Genomic DNA, 19,446 nt, shown 5'->3' on the forward strand with positions numbered 1-19,446 from the left:
CCTCCTCCATAGTCTTTCCGCTGTAGTCGTTCACAACGTCCCTCATTATAGAGAAAGCCTCTTGAAAAGGAAAAACGCGTAAGCCCGCAAAAACCGCCTTAAACTCTGTGCAATTTTTATTGCACAGAGTTTATAATTCATTATCTTAAATTTCCTTCCCTTTCCGCTGCCAACGACCCCTGCCTGCGTTTTTGCCTTTTTTTTGAAACATGATAAAGTTAGACGCGTGGAAAATAGAGAAAGCTTGATAAAGGGGGAGAGCCATGAGTGCCTCAGGGGATAACAGCCAGCTGCTTGAACAGTTGAATGAAACCGAACGGCAAATTGCCGACCGCATTTCCGACAATATGAATACGTTTGGCGTGTCATCGACGATCGGCCGGCTGCTCGGCATTATTTACATGAACCGCGAGCCGATGACGCTCGACGACCTGGCTGAAGCGACCGGAATGAGCAAGACCCGGATGAGCCAGGTAATGCGCCAGATGATTTCGTTAAACATTGCCGAAAAAGAGCATGTCAAAGGCAGCCGCAAGGAGCATTACAATGTGGAAAACGATTATGTGCAGACGTTTGTGTCCCTGTTTACAACAAACTGGCGGGAAGTGATCAGCAAAAACCGGCAGTTTGCCAACAAGCTGCAGCGTGAAATCGATGAAATCGCCGCTGCGAGCGACGGTTCAGCTGAAGTAGACCAAAAAATTGCCGAGCTCCGTAAAGAGCTCGACGAATGGGTCGCGTATTATAACTGGATCAACCGCCTCGTTGAATTTTTCGAAAGCGGAGATATTTTCGACGCCGTTCCAATAGAGAGAAACAATAAAGGAGAAGATAACTAATGGGCCAGAAAACAATTATTACAAGCGCCGTCACCGGTGCCGGAGAAACGACAGACAAAAGCCAGCATGTGCCGGTCACGCCGGAAGCTATCGCCCGTGACGCCATCGAAGCAGCCAAAGCAGGAGCCGCTGTTGCCCACATACACGTGCGCGACCCCAAAACAGGCGCGTACAGTTTTGACCCCGCCCTCTTCCAGGAGGTGGTGGAACGCGTCCGCGAAAGCGACACCGACGTGGTGCTGAATCTTACAGCCGGAGGTGGCGGCGATTTTGTGCCTGACCAGAAACACCCTGCCATTGGCGGCGACGGTACATTTGTGCAGACGCCGGAGGAGCGCCATCTCCCGGTCGGAAAATTTCTTCCGGAAATATGCACGCTAGACTGCGGAAGCCTCAACTTCGGCGATCAGGTGTATCTCGGCCCGGCCGGCTGGCTGCGTGAGCAGGCATCGCTGATCCAACAGAGCGGCGTGAAGGCGGAAATGGAGTGCTTTGATACCGGCCACGTCCGCTTTGCCAATCAGCTTGTGCGCGAAGGCCTCGTGGACGGCGACCCGCTCTATCAGTTCTGCCTAGGCATTCCGTGGGGCGCAGAAGCAGATGCGGAAACGATGCTTCACATGAGGCATCACCTGCCGGACGGCGCCAACTGGTCGGCGTTTGGCATCGGCCGCCTGCAGATCCCGATGGTCGCCCAGGCAGCCCTTCTTGGCGGCAATGTCCGCGTCGGCCTCGAGGACAATCTTTATCTCGAAAAAGGCGTGCTCGGCACGAACGCCCAGCTCGTCGACAAAGCCGTGCAGCTGCTGCAGACGCTGAACGTAGAACCAATGACCCCGCAGGAAGCACGCGATACGCTCGGCCTGACGAAACAATCTTAAATTTTTAGGAGGACCTCATGAATCCAACAACCACTACTATTGCCGTTATTGGAACCGGCGTGATCGGAAACGGCTGGATCGCCCGTTTCCTCGCGCACGGCTTTCACGTCATTGCCTGTGATCCGGCGGACGGCGCCGAAGAAAAAACACGCAGCACTGTCACATCGCTTTGGCCGAAGCTGAAGGAAAACGGCATGCACGACGATGCCTCCACCGATAAGCTTACATTTACGACTGACATTTCAGACGCTGTGTCAGACGCTGCCCTTATTCAGGAAAATGTGCCTGAACGCGAAGACATTAAACGAAGCGTGCTCGCTCAGATTGATGCACTCGCCCCGGCCGAAAGTATCATCGCTTCGAGCACGTCGGGCTACAAGCCGACGACGCTTCAGACCGACTGCACCCGCCATCCGGAGCGCGTCATTGTTGCCCACCCGTTTCACCCCGTCTACCTGCTTCCGCTTGTGGAGCTTTCCGGCGGGGAACAGACGACAAGGACCGAAATGGAGCGCGCACAGGCGATATATGAGCTTGCCGGCATGAAGCCGCTAGTGATGAAGGGCGAGGTGGACGGCCATATTGCCGACCGCCTGATGGAAGCCCTCTGGCGCGAAGCCCTTCATATTGTGAACGACGGCCACGCCACCACCGAAGAAGTCGACAAAGCGATCGTCTACGGCGCCGGTCTCCGCTGGGCGCTCATGGGTCCGTTTTTAACCTTTCACCTGGCCGGCGGGGATAAAGGCATGACCCACATGCTCGAGCAGTTCGGTCCGGCCCTGAAAGCGCCTTGGACTAAGCTGGAAGCCCCGGAGCTCACTTCTGAATTGAGCGAAAAAGTGATCGAAGGCACAAAGGAACAGTCCGGGGACAAAAGCGTCGCCGAGCTTGAAGAACGCCGCGATGAATTTCTTTTAAAGCTGATGAACCTGCTGCACGATGGCAGCTACTGGCCGGCAGAAAAGGTGCACAGCCATGACAGATAACCACATAGTCTGGAACGGCCGCGTGGAAAGGGAATGGGTGGACTATAACAGGCATATGAACGATGCCGCTTACGCTTTGGTTTTCAGCCGGGCGCTCGATGCGCTGCTTGAAGACGCAGGCCTGACCGCCCGCTTTATCGAACGGGAGCAGTACACCGTATTTACCCTCGAAACCCACCTGATGTATCTGGCGGAGGCCCACCAGGATCAGCCGCTCGCCGTATCAGCGGTAATTCTCGACCAGGACGCCAAGCGGCTGCACCTGTGGCTTGAGATGCAGAACGACAAGAACGGGACAATCGCCACGAGCGAACAGATGGTCATGGGGATGGATCAGGCCGCCGGACGGCCCGCCCCATTTCCAGAAACGCTTCAGCAGGGCTTTGCCAAAGTTCCGGTCCTCTCTCCAAAGAACTGGCCGGCTAAAGCCGGGCGTTCGATTGGAATTAAACGTAAATAATGCAGCATCAGCTGGTACTCTCCGAGGGAGTGCCGGCTGATTTTTTATACCAATGAATTTTTAGCTTAACAAAAGGCGTCGGCAGGAATAGGCACGTAGAGAGAAGAAAGGAGTGGCACCGATGCCTGTATGGAGAACCTACCTGTTGACCTCACTATTGCGCGCGTTTCAAATACGGCTGCGCCGATATTCACCAACCCACATTACCCCGCCCACGGCAGATGCCGTCCGCACAGACTCCTATATGGTGGAAACGGCTGCCGGCACCACACCCGTACACATTTATTATCCCGAAGCAGCTGAAGGAAAAGCTCTGCCGGTGTTTGTGAATCTGCACGGCGGCGGCTTTTTCATGGGAAGCTACGCTGATGATGAAGGCTGGGGCCGCTATGTAGCCGAGCTTACGCCCTGTGTGGTCGTAAATATTGATTACCACCTGGCTCCGCGCAGCCGGTTTCCATTTTCTTTGTTTGAGATCCGGGACGTGATCGCATGGCTGCACACCCATGAGGATTGGCTCGGCCTGAATATGGAACGCTTTGCCCTCGGCGGACACAGCGCTGGCGGCAACATTGCAGCATCGACGCTGCTGCTTTTGCGCGACACCGGGGCGCCAATGCCCGCAGTTCAAATTTTGGATTCGCCGATTCTTGACCTTGCGACCGATCCCCGCGAAAAAGCATCCTTCCCCGGAGCGATTCCCATTTTTGTGGCGGATCTGTTCACGGCAAGCTATCTCGAAACGGGTCAGAGCGCTGCGCACCCGTATATTTCCCCGCTCCGTGCGGAATCGCTCAAAGGCCTGCCGCCGACGCTCGTATTCACGCCGGAATACGACTCCCTCGCCCGGGAGGCATTCCGGTACGCGGAGCGCTTGAAGCAGGAAGGCGTGCCGGTGGAGTATCAAATGTTTCCAAAAACCATTCACGCGTTCACCCATGTCGGACGAAAAAGCACCGCAAAAAAAGCGTGGAGACTTGTCGTCTCCACGCTTCAGGCCCGCCTGCTGTAGGCGGGCTTTCATATTACTCTTCTGGATGCGCCGGCTGCTGGTCGAGAATTTCCTTCAGCACCCAGGCGTGATTTCGTTTTACGTCCTCTGACGAAAACACGAGCGTCACATCCTTGTCCTGCATCCGTACAATTTCTTTCAGGCGCTGCAATTCTTCGCGTTTGAGCTCATCCTGCTCAAGCTCTGCCTTGTACGCCTCTTTGAAGCTTTCGAACTTTTTCGGTTCGTCCTCAAGCGCCTTCTGCAGCTCCTTCGACGGGGCAACGCCATCCACCCATTCATGAATATCGGCACGCACCTCTTCGACTTCATTCGGCCATTCCTTCTCGACGAAAATCCGGTAGCCGTCGTCTGTATCTGCTTTCTTATGGAGCCGTTTGCAGTATATTGGCATTGGTATCATCCTTCTTCTGCATAGTTTAAATCTCTCTTCTCCGCTCTTTCCTTTCCCGGAAGGCGGGCAAACGTGCAAGCGAAAAAATCGGTACATTTAAAATAAGTTTTTATTTCTATTAATATTCAAAATATTGATTGGCCTTTGATACTATTATAGTAACAGCATGCTGTAACTCAAAGGTGGTCGGCGCTCCCTCGCGAAAGGGGGGGATGCCGTGATGCTAATAGACGCCGTAACCGTTGCCGCTTCCGTTTTAACAGCGATCTACGCCAGCGTGATGTTAGCAGACTATTTTAAGCAAAAAAAATAAACCACCTTTGAGTTTACGCGGCTCATGTGGTTTATTTTTCCTCTAGGCCGACCCCTTTGAAGGGTCAGTACTGCTGTTGGCGGTCCGTGTGTCGAGCACGGACCTTTTTTTGTTAAATGAATTATACCACAGGCGCGCGAAGCTATTCAAGTTCCTTCAGCTTTGACGCTCAGAGTTAAGTTTATTCATACAACTCCGGCACACGGCTGTCAAAAACGGGCACGTTTTTGCGGACTTCTGCCACATTGGAAAGATCCAGGGTTTCCCGGAGCGTTTCCTCGCGGTCCACGCTCCCCTTCTGCAGCAAGTTGCCCCACGGATCGATAAAGGCCGAGGAGCCGGCGAATGTAATGCCATCGTACGAGCCCGGACGGTTGCAGGTCACGACATACATCTGGTTTTCCACCGCCCGCGCCACACTCAGCACGTCCCAGTGACTCCGGCGGCTGTCCGGCCATTCCGCCGGAATAAACAGAAGCTCACACCCCTGCAGAGCAAGACTTCGGATAATTTCCGGAAAACGAAGATCGTAGCAGATCACTACTCCCATTTTGACGCCCCCCAGCTCAAATACTTTCACCGGCTCGCGGCCGCCGCTTAAATACGCCGGCTCGTTCAGCATCGGCACGAGATGCATTTTGTCATACTCGTATATGACCTCTCCCCTGTTATCTATCACAATGGCCCGGTTATACACCTTCCTGTTTTCTTTTACCGCAATCGACCCGCCCATGATATGCACCTGATAATGTACCGCAGCATTTTGCAGAAATCGAATCGTTTCACTGTCCGCGGGGTCCTCTGCGATCTCCCCGAGCTCCGGCAGCGTATACGCCGTTGTCCACATTTCCGGAAGCATAAGCAGATCCACCTCGCCAAGCTCCTGCTCCCTGAGCCACCTGCGTACCTTTTCCCGGTTCAACTCCGGCTCTCCCGCCACAATGTCCATTTGATATACCGCAATATTCATCGTTTTCCTCCTCCTGTATATGTATTCTATTACGTTTTAATATACCACCGGGCGCTGACGGAGAAACAGAGCCTATTTTCCGGTACTCATTTCATTTCCCGTCCGGAACCTTTATGCTTAACTGTAGCGGAAATTATACAAATGCTTAAAAAAGAAAGCGGGTGATACAATGCTTCATATGCTGTTTCGCATGATGCCGGCTCCTGTAAAACGGCTGATCAGCATGTCCTCCCGTCAGCGCTGGCACGAAACGCGCGCCAGCCTGTGGGTGCTGCCGGCTATTTATATTATTATCGCTTCTCTTTTATCTATTCTTTCGTTTTGGATCGAATTCAGCCTCCGGCCCGGATGGACACTTTTGTCAGCATTCACGACGGAGTACTCGCTCACTCAGACGATGTACAGCACTATGCTGTCCGGGGTGCTTACGCTCAACGCGTTCACCTTTAACTCGATGCTGATGGTGCTTACGAATATGTCGAACCAGTTCACGCCGCGGGTGCTGATCAACTTTATTTCCAACCGGCGCACCCAGCACGCGATCGGTATCTTTAACCTCTGTTTTTTCTATCTGCTGATCGTATTTTTCTTTTTGGATTCCTCCATCAGCCAGTACACGGTTTTTCCGATTGCAGGTGTGCTCATGACGGCCTTTTCGGTGCTGAACTTTATTTTATTTATTAATCACGCTACCAAATGGATGCAGCCGCCAAGCATTACGACAGACATGAAAAAACAGTCCGAGGAACGGATTTTAAACACGCTCTACTACGATCTTGAAAAATACCGGGCCGACAACCCGGATCACCTCAGCCTTTCCTATCTGCCGCAGGAGAAGCAGAACCAGGCAACAAAGGTGGCCTGCGAAACGTCCGGCTACCTGCAGATTATCGATTTTGGCAAGCTGATCCAGGAAGCACAAAAGGACGGCCTCGTGATTCAGCTGCACTGCAGTATCGGCGATTTTCTTCTTCCGGATCTTACCTTTTTTTCCTACTGGACGACCGAGGGCACCACTGTGGACGAAGTGGATGAGCAGAAATACCGCCGTATGCTGTTTCTCGGTGACCGGCAGAACGAAATTCAGGACCTCGGATTCGGGGTTCAGAAGCTGAAGGACATTGCGGTAAAAGCAATAGCCAACGATGAACCCGGCACGCTGAAGGACACGCTGTATCAGCTGATTGACCTGCTGCTTTCCATTGCCAAAGTGACCTCGTTCACCCCGTATTTGTCCGATGGGGAAAACACGCTACGTGTCGTCATGAAGCAGGAATATTTCGACGATTACCTGTATACAGCATTTGGGCACATCAGTGTTTATGTGAAAAACGACCCCGTCCTCACCAATATGCTGCTTGAAACGCTCGTGCTGCTCGCCCGCTCGCTTCCGGAGGATAAAAAACAAATCTGCTGGAGCTATGGCCAGGTGGTTGCGCAGTCGTTCGCGGAAAAATTCGCCTATGAATTCGAACAGCGCTCCTTTTACAGCCACCTGCGGACGCTTTCGATCGAAGCCCGTGACCCGAAGACGTTCCAGCAGCTGGTGCAGGACTTCATTGAAAAAGGGACGCTGCCAAAGACTTACGGTGAGAACAAAGGCTCCTAAAAAGAGCCCAGCTTATATAAGGAGGTGTTTTTATGACTACTGCGGACCAGTGGATTACCCAGCTTGCGCTTGAACCGCACCCGGAGGGCGGCCTTTTCCGGCAGACGATGAAATCGGAGGAGACAGTCACGACACCTGATGGTAGAACCCGTGCCCAGTACACGAGTATTCATTTTCTCGTCCGCTCCGGTGAGCCTTCCCGTCTCCATCAGCTGCAGTCGGACGAAATGTGGTACTACCATACCGGCTTCCCGCTCGATGTGCATATGATTCACCCGGAGAGCGGGCACCATGAAATCCTGACGCTTGGACCGAACCCCGCCAATGGCGAAGTGCTTCAGGGTGTCGTGCCGAAGGGAATTATTTTCGGTGCTGAAGTCCGCGAACCGGAGCAGTTCGCGCTTGTCAGCTGCGTCGTCGTCCCCGGCTTTGACTTTGCCGACTTCGAGCTGCTCAAGCGTGACGAGTTGATCACTAATTATCCTGAACACCGGGAACTAATCGGGCGGCTGACTTGATCAAGCACAAAAAAGCCCGTGCAGATTTTTTCTGCGCGGGCATTACCATATTATTAAGACGTATATTTTTTCTCCAGGCGTCCTCCCTCATCCATCGCTTCAGCCGGAAGCGGCGGGCTGTAATAATAGCCCTGGTATTCCTGACACGCTTTTTCCGACAGGAGGCTCAGCTGCGAGCTTTTTTCGATGCCTTCTGCGATTACGTTAAAGCCGAGGCGCTGGGCCATATGGATAATGCTTTCCACGATTGCTTCCTCGCGCTGGCCGTCTTCAATATTATCCATAAACGATTTATCAATCTTGAGTGTATTCAACGGAAAGTCCTTCAGGTAGCTGAGCGACGAATAACCGGTGCCAAAATCATCAAGAGAAATACGGATACCCTTTGCGCGGATGCTTTCCATTAAAGGGACAGAGTGTTCAGGGTTCTGCACGATACTTTCGGTCAGCTCGATCTCCAGGTATTCCGGGGGCAGACCGGTACTTTCAAGAATTTCCATAACCATATTCAAAAAATCCGGCTGCTGGAACTGCAGGGTGGAAATGTTCACGGACATTCTGGTTACCGTGCTTCCGGCTTTTTTCCATTCTGCCATCTGCCGGCATGCCTCCTGAAGAATCCAGCGCCCGAGCGGGATGATGAGCCCGGTTTCTTCGGCAAGCGGGATAAATTCTCCCGGCGGCACCATCCCGAGCTCCGGATGCCTCCAGCGAACGAGCGCTTCATAGCCCTTTATTTCTCCACTGACAACGTCCACCTGCGGCTGATAGTACAACAGAAACTCTTCACTGATGATGCCCTTCCTAAGTCCGGTTTCGAGCAGCATTTTTTTGGATACCTCTTCATCCATATCGGCGGTAAAGAAGAAGTACTGATTTGCACCGCTGCTTTTCGCTTTGTACATCGCCGTATCGGCATGCTTTAGCAAATCCTCCGCTGTTTCCCCGTCCTCCGGATACACGCTGATGCCGATCGAGGCGGAAATAAACAATTCATTTTTTTCTATCGTGACCGGCTCATTCAATACCTGTACCAGCGAATGAGCCGTGTTCCCTGCCCGGTAGCCGGTAGACTCCGGCAGAATAATGACAAATTCGTCCCCGCTCTGTCTGGCCAGAAAATCCGTTTCCCGCAGATGCTTTTTCATCCGTTCGGCGGCAATAATTAAAAGCTCATCGCCAATACGGTGCCCGTAGACGTCGTTTACATTTTTAAAACGGTCCAGATCAACAAATAACACGGCCAGATTCATCTGAGACAGCTGCTCCAACATATGGGTGAGATGCTCGTTCAGCATACGCCGGTTCGGTAGCCGGGTTAAATCATCCCGGTAGATCAGCTCCTGAATACGCTCATTCTGTTTAACCCGCTCCGAAATGTCGCGAATAATGCCGGTATATACTTTTTGAGTTCCAGCCCCCTGCCGGGAAAAGGAAAGCTCAAGCGGAAACGTCCAGCCATCGCTGTGCAGCCCTTCAAGCTCCACGAGTGAAGCACTTTCCACCTCTTCGCCGGTTTGATGAAAATATTCCACCCTTTTTTGATAGGCACTTGGAATAATCATTGAAAGCGGCTCGCCGATAATATCTGCCTGCCGGTGTCCGAAGATACGTTCTGCCGCATCATTCCAGGATACAATCCTCATATCCATATTGGACGTAATAATTGCGTCGTTCGCTGTATGAATAATGCCCCGGTACAAATCATCGATGTAATTCAGCTCGTCTTTTTTAAATTCGATCTGTCTATTAAAAACAGCCACAATCGTCGTGATAATCAACATACTCATAATTCCGATACCGATAAAAATGGACAAAAGCTCCGTATGAATAGCGGTACCCTCCATTGCCACCCCGGCGCTTTCATGGTCAAACGATGCACCGGCCATTCCTGTATAATGCATCCCTGAAATAGCCGCCCCCATCAAAAGCGAGCTACCAATAAAGCCGATCTCCTTCCAGAGGCGTTTTTGAATGGAAGGCACGACCGAAAGCAGCCGGAGAGCGGTAAACGATGCCAGATAGGCGATTACCACAGACAGTGCTACAAGCCGCGGATCGTACTGAATCTCTGCATTCATCTGCATCGCCGCCATGCCGATATAGTGCATCGAAACAATGCCGCTTCCGATAAACACAGCTCCCAGCAGGTGCCATGGAATACGCGGCTTAAAAAATAAAAGAATTAAAAAGGCTAGCCAGCTGGCAGCTACTGCAAACACGATGCTAAGAATGAGCAGCAGCGGCTCATATGTAACCGTCATCCCCATATCGAGCGCGAGCATGGCAATGAAATGCATCGACCAGATGCCCCCGCCAAGACACAGGCCCCCGCTCATAGCCCAGACAGCTTTATGCTTTGGCCCGGAAGCTTTCAGGCGTCCGGCGGCGTGAAAGGCTGTATAGGAGGCAAGTACTGCAATCACTACAGACAGCACCACCAGTCCGGGGCTGTATGATTCATAAGTAGGGTCCACCACGTTCACCTCGAATTAATGATATTTTACGAATATCCCGCATTATATATCTTTTATCGGCAGACCCATGAATATAGTTGAATGCCAGTCAAGGCAGGATCGTGTTAGTGCTTTATAACTAACGCATCCGCTTTTCACCTTATCGTACGTTTTTACTTATTTTTATCTTTTCGTACCTTCTTATTTTTTTGTGTCGTAGAGGTGCTATCATTAGGATAAAACTCTTACTTGAATCTAAAGCTCAGCTTGGGCCAAGCAGCGACGGGGGATGCTATGCTGTCAGGATTTTTTATTAATATAACCATTCTTATATCGTTTATCTATTTGTTTCACCGCCTGCTGTATAAAACACCTTTAAGCACGGCTTCACCAGTAAAACAAAAAATAGCGGCCGGCACCGCCAGCGGACTGCTCGGACTTGTCCTGCTTGCATATACCATCCCGCTGAACGACACAACGATCGTCGATCTCCGGCTCGTGCCGGTTACACTGATGGCTGTCTTTGGAGGCTGGGTGCCGACCATTATTACTGGAACTATTGTGGCAGGCGGACGGCTGCTTATGGATTTCAGCCCTTCTGCTGTACCTGCCCTGCTTCTTATTGCTCTCAGCGTTGTTTCAGGCGGAATCATCCATACTGCCGTGAAAAATATCTGGCGGCGGGCGGCCTGGATGATTGTACTCACCAATCTCTATATGACAGTGCTTCTTTCCATACTGATGCCATTAACGGTCTCGCTTCCTGCTTCGACGTTTTATTTCCTCGCCTCTACTACAGGTACAGGTGTTTCTGTTTACATGTTTGTTCATCTGAATAAAGTGAACCAGATGTTTAACCGCTACCAATACCAGGCGTATCGGGACAATTTAACGGCCCTATATAATCAGCGCGCCTTTCAGGAGCTGCTCGGGCAGGCAGCAGAGGAATATCCGGCAAACAGCCGCTCTCTGTCGCTTTTAGTGCTTGATATCGATTATTTCAAGCATATTAATGACTCCCATGGCCATCTCGAGGGCGACATGGTTTTAAAGCAGCTCAGCCATGTAATAGTTGCTTCTATTCGTCCGGATGATGTCGCCTTCCGAATCGGCGGCGAAGAATTCGGAGTCATTCTTTATGACTGCGACGAAACCCATGCGCTGACGATCGCAGAGCGTATCCGTGCCGATGTCGCCCGTACCCCGTTTATCGTTGCCGGACGCCCCACTCCCCTGTTCATCACCGTTTCGATTGGAGTCGGAGCCTATCCGGCATCCGGCAAAAACGTCCACGCTTTGTATGAGCTGGCGGACCAAGCACTGTACCAGGCAAAACGGGAGGGACGAAATTGTGTTTGTTCCGCTGGTGCGGCGGGATTAATATAACAAAAAGCTGCCCGTTTAACGGACAGCTTTTTTTAAGCATTCACTTCTTCATTATGCCCCAGGCGTATCCTCAAGATCATCCACCCGTTTTTCCAGATACTCGGTATCCTTGCGGGCGTTGAACTTTTCGGCTTTTTCCACCTTTACGCCGATATTGTAGTCCGGAATTTTGGCGAACTGCTCGTAGCGCCCCTTCGGAAGCAGGAAGTTGCCCTCCGGAAAATGGACGCCCAGGTTGCCCTGCGCCATATCGGCGATCCGTGCCCGGCCCTGGAATACGCCGTACTGATTGTACAGCACGACCGCCTCGCCGTCGGCAATACGGTTATCCCTCGCATCCGCTTCGTTCATGAGCACATCATCACGCTCCGCGCCGTTGATCGGATCGGTTTTTTTGTACACCATCGAGTTAAACTGCTTGCCGCGCCGGGTCGTTAGATAAAATTCCCCCGGCTGCCGGTTTAAATCCGGAATCTCGACCGGAATCAGATTGCCGCGCCCGTCCGGCGTCGGACAGACCCCGCCTTCACACAGCCATGCACCTCCCCACTGAAACACGTCGCCCTGCTTTTTCAAATGCTGCACGCCGTCGTAGTTCGGGTTTGCTTTAGCCATTTCCTCACGCACCTCATAGCCGTCCTTAAAATCAACCAGATGCGCGGTCTCCGGCTTCACGCGCTTCGCGAGGTCAATGTAGATTTTCCATTCCGCCCGTGCTTCCTCGATCTTGTTTTTGTTGCCTTCGATTTCCGGGGAAAAGTAGACCATCCGCTCGGTCGAGGTCGACGTGCCGCCGTCCTCCTGCTCGTACCGCGTTTTGGCCGGCAGCACAATCACCGCCTCCTTCGCATCCACGAGCGTCGACGTGTTCAGAATGATGTCCTGATGCACGCGGACGTCAAGCTCCGAGAGCGCCTGTTCCACAAAATCCGGATCCGGCATCGTTTCCAGGAAGTTACCGCCGGAGAGGTAATACATTTTGATTTTGCGCTCGTGATCCTCCGGCAGCATAATGTTTTCAAGCGTTACGCCGACAACGTCTCCCTGCCATTTCGGAATGTCGAAGCCCCACAGCCTTTCGATCCGCTCGATGTTGTCGCCTTTAAAGTCGCCGCCCGGCAGCACAAACGGATCCGCGCCCATTTCACCGCTGCCCTGTACGCTCGAGTGGCCGCGAAACGGCATCAGGCCGCTGTACTGCCGGCCGAGAAAGCCGCGCAGAAGCGCAAGGTTTGCCACCTGCGAAATGTTGTCGGTCGCAAACGAATGCATCGTAAGCCCGAGCGCCCAGGCAAATACGGCGTTTTTGCTGCGGGCAAGCAGGTCGGAGAGCTCAATGATCCGCTCGCGGGTCACACCGGAGGACTCGGTGATCTCCTGCCATGACTGCCGCGTCACCTGCCGCTTCAGCTCCTCGTAGCCATTTACATGCTCATCCACAAAATCATGGTTAATTGCAGATCCCGGCGCTTCCGCCTCCATATCAAACCAGTGCTTCATGATGCCGTGCATAAACGCAATGTCGCCGCCGATATTAATCTGGTAAAAGTCATCCGCCACCTTAGTGCCAAACAGCGCCGATTCCGGATTCGACGGAATCCAGTACTCATCCATCGACGGCTCGCGGTACGGATTGATGACGATAATTTTCGTTCCCTTTTTCTTCGCCTCGAGCATATATTTCGTGGAGACCGGGGAGCTGTTGGACGCCACGCTCCCCCAGAACATCAGCACGTCGGTGCCGATCCAGTCCTGGTAGTTGGCTGTTGATGCCCCGACGCCGACCGATCGCTTCATCGCGGTCTTGCTCGGCGAATGGCAGATTCTTGAAGCGTTGTCGATATGATTCGCCCCGAGAAACCGCGAAACCTTGGCAGCCACGTAGTACGATTCGTTCGTAATGCCGCGCGACGTTAAGTAAAAGGCGTACTGCTTCGGGTCGAGCTCCTTCATTTTATCCGCGATCGTATCCATCGCGTCGTCCCAGCTGAGCCGGGAAAATTTGCGCTCGCCCTTGCGGCGGATCATCGGATAAGGCACCCGCCCGAGCTCCCGGAGTTCGGTGCTCGAGTATTCGCGCAGCTCATCAATATCCTTGTTTAAAATTTCATCCTCCACTGCCGGCATCGTGTTCAGCCGAAGCACGTTCAGCCGTGTTGTACAGATGTGCGGGCCGCTGAGCGTCTGGTCGTACAGCCCGGACACCCCGAGCGCACAGCCGTCACAGACGCCCTTCGTAATAATGTTTTTCGCATAGCCGAGGTTATCCTTGTTGTCCCAGGCGATTTTCATCGAATCCCGGATATGCTTCGGCTTTACCTTGCCGAGGCCGAACGGAATCGGGCTCACCCAGTGCTCCGGTGCCGGCATTTTTGCTTTTTTCATTGGCCCCTGGTGCTTTGTCTCTCCCATCATTCACCACTCCTCTATGTGTAATAATAAAAAAACCACCTCACGCCCCGGAGCCTGAATCGCCCGAAGCGCAAAGCGGTTGAGTCTTTTGCAGGATCGCTGCGAAGTGCCTAACCGGTGTATTTAAGAAAATTTCTCCTGAATGTTGTCGCTGAACACAAAGATCGACATGCCGAAATCCTTTTCGATATCAATATCCACATACAAATCGACGAACGTGCTGCCGAGGAATTCCTCCATCTCCACGGGATGGTTCTTTTTGTACATGTCCTTCACCATTTCGGTCCGGGCCGCCCGCAGCATCTGTTCGCCGTTGTCGGCAGCGGCGATAAACTTCTCCACCGGCGACAGGTTGCCCTCCATCTCGCAGATCGCCCAGTTTTTGCAGAAGGTCGTGTTGATTTTGCCCGGCCCTTTGCCCATATGCCGTTTGCGGAACGCTTTGACCAGGTTGCTGAACTCAGCTTCGTATTTGTTCATTTTTTTCACCTTTACTATTGTAAGCTCTCTAAATTTTATGCGTCGCGACCGCAAAAATCAACTCGAAAGTTTTTCAGCCTTGGCCGGCTCGGCGTTCGCCTGCTTCAGCTGGCGGATGTCGACACGGATCAAGAGCGATACGAGAAGCGCGACGATAAACATGCTGCCAAAAATTGAAAGCGTGAGCGCGTAGCTCTCGGTGACCCCGCGGATCCAGGAGGCAAGCAGCGGACCGACAAGCCCGGCGGCCGCCCACGCAGTCAGCACGTAGCCATGAATGGCGCCGAGCTGTTTGGTGCCGAAAATGTCGCCAATATAGGCCGGAATGGAAGCAAAGCCGCCGCCGTAGCACGTCATGATCAAAAACAGTGCCAGCTGGAACAACAGCGCAACGGTCAGATTCGGCAGCGCAAAGAATGTCACGATCTGAATCAGGAAAAACGCCGTGTACACGTTCGGGCGCCCGAGGTAATCGGAAATGCTCGCCCAGGCGATGCGGCCGGCGCCGTTGAAAAAGCCCATCAGGCCAACCGTGGTAGCCGCAGCAGCTGCCGACAGACCGGCGATTTCCTGTGCCATCGGAGAAGCAACGGATAAAATCGCAATCCCGCAGGTCACGTTAATGAACAGCATCACCCACAGGTACCAGAAGCGGCGCGTTTTAACCGCTTCATTCGCCGTCAGCTGCGCAAGATCCGGCTTCTGCTTTCCAGCAGCCGTGTATTCCTTCATGTATCCTTCCGGCGGACGCTCAAGGTACAGCGCCGAGCTCATCATGATCACAAAGTACACAGCCCCTAGAATGAAAAACGTCGCTGGAATGCCGGCGCCTTCAATGAGCGAGGCCATGACCGGGCTTGCGATCATCGCCGCAAAGCCAAATCCCATAATCGCAAGACCCGTAGCGAGCCCCCGGCGGTCCGGGAACCATTTTACGAGCGTCGACACCGGCGTGATGTAGCCTATACCAAGACCAATGCCGCCAAGCATGCCGTACGTTATGTATAAGAGCCACAGGGACTCAAGCATCGTCGCTGCCCCGGAGCCGATCATGCCAAAGCCGAAAAAGCTTGCGGCAACCATCCCCGATACCCTCGGGCCATGCTTTTCAACGAAGTGCCCCATAAACGCAGCCGACAGCCCCAGAAACAGGATCGCAATACTGAACGTGAGTGACACTGCGCTTAAATTCCAACCGTAGGCGTCAATGAGCGGGTTGGTGAATACACTCCAGGCGTAGACTGATCCGATCGAAATGTGAATCCCGACAGCCGCGAGCGCAATCAGCCAGCGGTTTTTTGTTTTGTTCATTCCTCTCACTCCCCGATATGTAATAATAAAAAAGCGCCGCCTGCTCCGCCGGGAGAAAAATCCCCAGGCAGAAACAGAACGACGCTTAGCTTCAGGCAGGACCTCTGCCGAAATACCAATGTAATCGTTTCCATAATTACGCCCATTTAAAACCGCCTGCAGGAGCGCTGCCGCGATGTTTAAATGTTACAGCTTTTTGAACACCTTTATCATAGCTTTTTTTGCGCAGAATTTCAATTGTTTTTTACAATAGATCCTTTTACTATGACGGTCAGCGCTCGAAATGCTTCGTCCGGTCTTCGCCTACTTTGTCTTCCTGGATATCCTTTCTAACTTTAGGAATCAGTTTTTCATAATTTAGAAAAATCATAATGATAAACATAATAATAATCACCAGAAGCGGGAAGTAGATGAGCATCGCCTTCATTGCAAAAGTTGCGCTATCCGGCTGCGTATCTGCATTAGCTGCGTAGTTGCCCAGCTGCAGGGACCACCCCACCAGCGCAGCTGTCAGGCCCTGGCCTATTTTCATGCCGGCGCTTGATAAACTGAACACAGAGCCCTGCACCGGAACCCCGGATTTCCAGTATACGATGTCGCCAACGTCAGCGACGATAGCACTAAGAGCAGCCTGCAGCGCCACCAGACCTATCGCGTTAATTACGGTGCCTACAATTAATCCAATGAGATTCTCCGAAAACAGCATCATAACGCCCGAGCCCAATAAAGAAATAAGCAATCCGGCATTAACACTTTTTCTTACTCCGAATTTGCCGGCAATGGTCGGAGCGAAAAACAAACCAACAATCAGCGGTGTTAAAGATGCCGCGCTCAAAATCCCAACAAGGTTTTCATTATCAAAGATATAGGTAGCATAATAAACGCGGATGCCGTTTTCCGTCTGTCTTAAATACCAAAATAGATACAAAGCAAAAGCCAACAAGAAGTATTTGTTCGTGAATAAAGCTTTTAAAATAGGAAGGAAACGAAAAGATCCCTTATCCTCTTCCCGCTTTTCCGCTACATTTCTTTCTTTTACAAACCGGCCCGTGTACATCAACGGCAGCACACATAATAACGAAAAGATAGCCGCCGTATACGTCCAGCCCTGCTGGCCGTCCCCAAAGAAATTAACCAGTACAGTAGTACCTGCGTTGATGGATAACACAGCCACATTCGCAAAAATAAAGCGGATACTCCCTAATGCGACACGATCCTTTTGATCGTTGGTCATAAAGGAAGTAAGGGAAGAATACGCTACATTATTTGCAGTGTAAAAAACAGCGGAGATGAGCAAATATACAGCAAATACATAAATGATCTGCCCGGATCCTCCAAGCGAGGCAGGAACGTTAAACAGCATAAAGGTTAAAACGCCTAATACAGGCGCCGTCCAAAACACCCACGGCTTTGCTTTGCCCATCTTAGGATGCATGTTATCTATAACACTTCCCATAAAGAAATCGGTAAAGCCGTCAGCAAAACGGGCGATTAAAATAAGGGTGCCAATTATTCCAGCGCCCATGCCTACAGTATCTGTCATATAAATAATGACAAACGAAGCAATGAACGTCCAGCTGAAATTGGCACCAAAATCCCCAACCCCAAAAGTGAGCTTTTCGGTCATTTTTAATTTTGGCGTTTTTCCTGTTTTTGTTTTCTCGTAATTGTTGTGATAATCATGTTGCATCTTACTACCTCGCCTTCAAACATAATTGTTCATTTTTCCATGCTTTCTATCCCCCGGAATTTCAAATCACATCATTTTTGATAACGCTATCATTTTATTAAAAATTTCAATTATAATCTAATTAGTATGAGGACGGATAGCCGATTCAGCCAACATTCCCGGGTCTATGTTTAATTTTTTATTTGTTTCAATGGCTGTAATTTAGTAGAAATTTTCAAACGCTCTTTCGTTTCACGAAAATAAAAATTCGTATACCCCCTTAAAGAAAGCGTTTTCAAAATCCCACCTAACAAATTATCAGAGAATTCTTAGTTTGTCTAGTAAATAAACAAAGTTTTCTATTAGTAATTATTTCCTGCGCAAAGATAAAGAAGCGGAGCCAGACACCCCCTTCTATACTATTTATAAAAAAACAAGCAAAAATAAATAAGGACCCTTAAACAATGAAGAGTCCTTATTTTTTCTTATACGATTTTATTTAGTGCGGCTTTGCTTCACTTTCCCGCACCCGTGGCGCCCGGTACGCCATAAGCGCGATCGCCATCGCAACAACAACGAGCGCACTCCCGGCCCAGGAGGTGGCGGCAACGACGGCCTGTTCTACGACGATGCCGCCGAGAATGGAACCGATCGCAATGCCAACTTGAAGCGCCGACGTGTTGACGCTCTGCTGGATGTCTGAGGTTTCCGGTGCGACCGCAATCAGATAGCTCTGCTGTGCCGGAGCGATCGACCAGCTGAGAATGCCCCAGATGATGACGGCCGTGATAAAGAGCGACATCGAATTGGTCGCAAACGGCAGAACGAATAAAATGACCGCAAACGACGCGATGAACGTGAGCGACATTTTTTTGGAGCCGAACTGGTCGGTGAGCCAGCCGCCGACGCCTCCGCCGGAGACCGCTGCGGCCCCGAAAATAAAGAACATGGCGCTGATCCAGAATGAGTTCAGTCCCATCGTTTCCTGCATGAACGGGTTAAAGTAGCCGTACAGCGTATAGTGACCCGCAAGCACGAGCAACGTCACGCTATGGATGCCGACGATCTTGATATCCTTGAGCGAGCGGACCTGTTGGCCGACCGTGACCACCTGCTCGGGCTGCATGCGCGGCAGAAAGCGGATCATGGCCGCACCGATCAGCACCGTCAGCGCCGCAATCATGACGAAAATAATCCGCCAGCCGAACGCGTCCCCAATGAGCACGCCAAGCGGCACTCCGAGAACGAGCGCCGAGCTGACCCCCATCGTGACAAGTCCGATGCTGCGGGAGCGGTATTTCGCCTCCACGAGCTTCGGCGCCATCGTGAGCGCGAGTACGATAATGAGTGCGGCACTGGCCGCGGTGACAAACCGGGCCGCCATCAGCACCGCGAACGTCGGGGCAAAGCTTGCACCGATATTCGCAACGGCAAACACGGCGAGCGCCCACATATAAACAGTTTTCCGCTCCACGTTGGACGTAAACGAGAGCAAAAGCGGTCCCGCCACCGCAAACACTAGGGCAAAAATCGTAATCAGCTGGCCGGCAACGGCAATCGAAACCTCTAAATCTTCCGAAATAAGCGGGAGAATCCCGCTGATAATCAGCTCGACCATGCCGACGATAAACGCCGACACCGCCAGTAAGTATACACGTGAATTCATAAAGCAATGACCTTCGAAAGACGCTTTCGTCCTCCGTCCCTTTCTATCCTAAAATCTTCTATTTCATTCTAACACGAACCT

17 protein-coding genes are annotated in these 19,446 nt (G+C 51.8%); 8 read left to right on the top strand and 9 right to left on the bottom strand.

What is annotated here, in order from left to right:
• Positions 1 to 263: 263 nt before the first annotated feature.
• The 5 genes from Q9M42_RS13215 to Q9M42_RS13235 all read left to right on the top strand — a co-directional run bounded on the left by Q9M42_RS13215 (position 264) and on the right by Q9M42_RS13235 (position 4,181).
• Positions 264 to 839, top strand: a complete 576-nt coding sequence (locus Q9M42_RS13215) for a GbsR/MarR family transcriptional regulator (protein WP_322526939.1) — start codon at positions 264 to 266, stop codon at positions 837 to 839.
• Positions 839 to 1,720, top strand: coding sequence for a 3-keto-5-aminohexanoate cleavage protein (locus Q9M42_RS13220; RefSeq protein WP_322526940.1), 882 nt, complete (start codon positions 839 to 841; stop codon positions 1,718 to 1,720). Before Q9M42_RS13215 ends, Q9M42_RS13220 begins: the two co-directional genes overlap by 1 nt.
• Before the next feature lie 17 nt (positions 1,721 to 1,737).
• Positions 1,738 to 2,709, top strand: a complete 972-nt coding sequence (locus Q9M42_RS13225; protein WP_322526941.1) for a 3-hydroxyacyl-CoA dehydrogenase NAD-binding domain-containing protein — start codon at positions 1,738 to 1,740, stop codon at positions 2,707 to 2,709.
• Entirely contained in the window at positions 2,699 to 3,169 is a 471-nt protein-coding gene (locus Q9M42_RS13230) for a thioesterase family protein (protein ID WP_322526942.1), read from the top strand. The genes Q9M42_RS13225 and Q9M42_RS13230 overlap by 11 nt, the downstream gene beginning before the upstream one ends.
• A 121-nt stretch (positions 3,170 to 3,290) precedes the next feature.
• Positions 3,291 to 4,181 (top strand): alpha/beta hydrolase, encoded by an 891-nt coding sequence (locus tag Q9M42_RS13235; protein WP_322526943.1) that lies wholly within the window; start codon positions 3,291 to 3,293, stop codon positions 4,179 to 4,181.
• Positions 4,182 to 4,194: 13 nt separating this feature from the next.
• On the opposite strand, the gene Q9M42_RS13240 is transcribed toward Q9M42_RS13235, so the two are convergent.
• Positions 4,195 to 4,575 (bottom strand): DUF488 domain-containing protein, encoded by a 381-nt coding sequence (locus Q9M42_RS13240; protein WP_322526944.1) that lies wholly within the window; start codon positions 4,573 to 4,575, stop codon positions 4,195 to 4,197.
• 494 nt (positions 4,576 to 5,069) lie between these two features.
• A complete protein-coding gene (locus Q9M42_RS13245) occupies positions 5,070 to 5,858 on the bottom strand; it encodes a carbon-nitrogen family hydrolase (RefSeq protein ID WP_322526945.1) in 789 nt (262 codons plus the stop codon).
• A 178-nt stretch (positions 5,859 to 6,036) separates the two neighbouring features.
• Here Q9M42_RS13245 and Q9M42_RS13250 point away from each other — a divergent pair, with 178 nt between their 5' ends.
• Positions 6,037 to 7,467, top strand: coding sequence for a DUF2254 domain-containing protein (locus Q9M42_RS13250; protein ID WP_322526946.1), 1,431 nt, complete (start codon positions 6,037 to 6,039; stop codon positions 7,465 to 7,467).
• Between the two features lie 32 nt (positions 7,468 to 7,499).
• On the top strand, positions 7,500 to 7,985 hold the full coding sequence (locus Q9M42_RS13255) for a cupin domain-containing protein (RefSeq protein WP_322526947.1): 486 nt from the start codon (positions 7,500 to 7,502) through the stop codon (positions 7,983 to 7,985).
• A gap of 53 nt (positions 7,986 to 8,038) precedes the next feature.
• Here the strand turns inward: Q9M42_RS13255 and Q9M42_RS13260 are convergent, their stop codons facing one another.
• Positions 8,039 to 10,471, bottom strand: a complete 2,433-nt coding sequence (locus Q9M42_RS13260; RefSeq protein ID WP_322526948.1) for a bifunctional diguanylate cyclase/phosphodiesterase — start codon at positions 10,469 to 10,471, stop codon at positions 8,039 to 8,041.
• Between the two features lie 264 nt (positions 10,472 to 10,735).
• On the opposite strand from Q9M42_RS13260, the gene Q9M42_RS13265 reads away from it, so the two are divergent.
• Entirely contained in the window at positions 10,736 to 11,827 is a 1,092-nt protein-coding gene (locus Q9M42_RS13265; protein WP_322526949.1) for a diguanylate cyclase, read from the top strand.
• Positions 11,828 to 11,878: 51 nt separating this feature from the next.
• Here the strand turns inward: Q9M42_RS13265 and Q9M42_RS13270 are convergent, their stop codons facing one another.
• The 6 genes from Q9M42_RS13270 to Q9M42_RS13295 form a co-directional block, all read right to left on the bottom strand.
• The gene (locus Q9M42_RS13270; RefSeq protein ID WP_322526950.1) at positions 11,879 to 14,239 is read right to left on the bottom strand and encodes an FdhF/YdeP family oxidoreductase; all 2,361 of its coding nucleotides are present in this window, start codon (positions 14,237 to 14,239) and stop codon (positions 11,879 to 11,881) included.
• 123 nt (positions 14,240 to 14,362) lie between these two features.
• Complete coding sequence (locus Q9M42_RS13275; protein ID WP_322526995.1) at positions 14,363 to 14,719, bottom strand: DUF2294 domain-containing protein; 357 nt, start codon at positions 14,717 to 14,719, stop codon at positions 14,363 to 14,365.
• Positions 14,720 to 14,776: 57 nt separating this feature from the next.
• Complete coding sequence (locus Q9M42_RS13280; protein WP_322526951.1) at positions 14,777 to 16,030, bottom strand: L-lactate MFS transporter; 1,254 nt, start codon at positions 16,028 to 16,030, stop codon at positions 14,777 to 14,779.
• A 5-nt stretch (positions 16,031 to 16,035) separates the two neighbouring features.
• Positions 16,036 to 16,176, bottom strand: a complete 141-nt coding sequence (locus Q9M42_RS13285; RefSeq protein ID WP_322526952.1) for a hypothetical protein — start codon at positions 16,174 to 16,176, stop codon at positions 16,036 to 16,038.
• A gap of 125 nt (positions 16,177 to 16,301) precedes the next feature.
• Positions 16,302 to 17,720, bottom strand: coding sequence for an MFS transporter (locus tag Q9M42_RS13290; RefSeq protein ID WP_322526953.1), 1,419 nt, complete (start codon positions 17,718 to 17,720; stop codon positions 16,302 to 16,304).
• Positions 17,721 to 18,198: 478 nt separating this feature from the next.
• Positions 18,199 to 19,365, bottom strand: coding sequence for an MFS transporter (locus tag Q9M42_RS13295; protein WP_322526954.1), 1,167 nt, complete (start codon positions 19,363 to 19,365; stop codon positions 18,199 to 18,201).
• Positions 19,366 to 19,446 lie beyond the last annotated feature (81 nt).

Origin of the sequence: Marinococcus luteus, assembly GCF_034497705.1 — a bacterium.
GTDB lineage: Bacteria > Bacillota > Bacilli > Bacillales > Marinococcaceae > Marinococcus > Marinococcus luteus_A.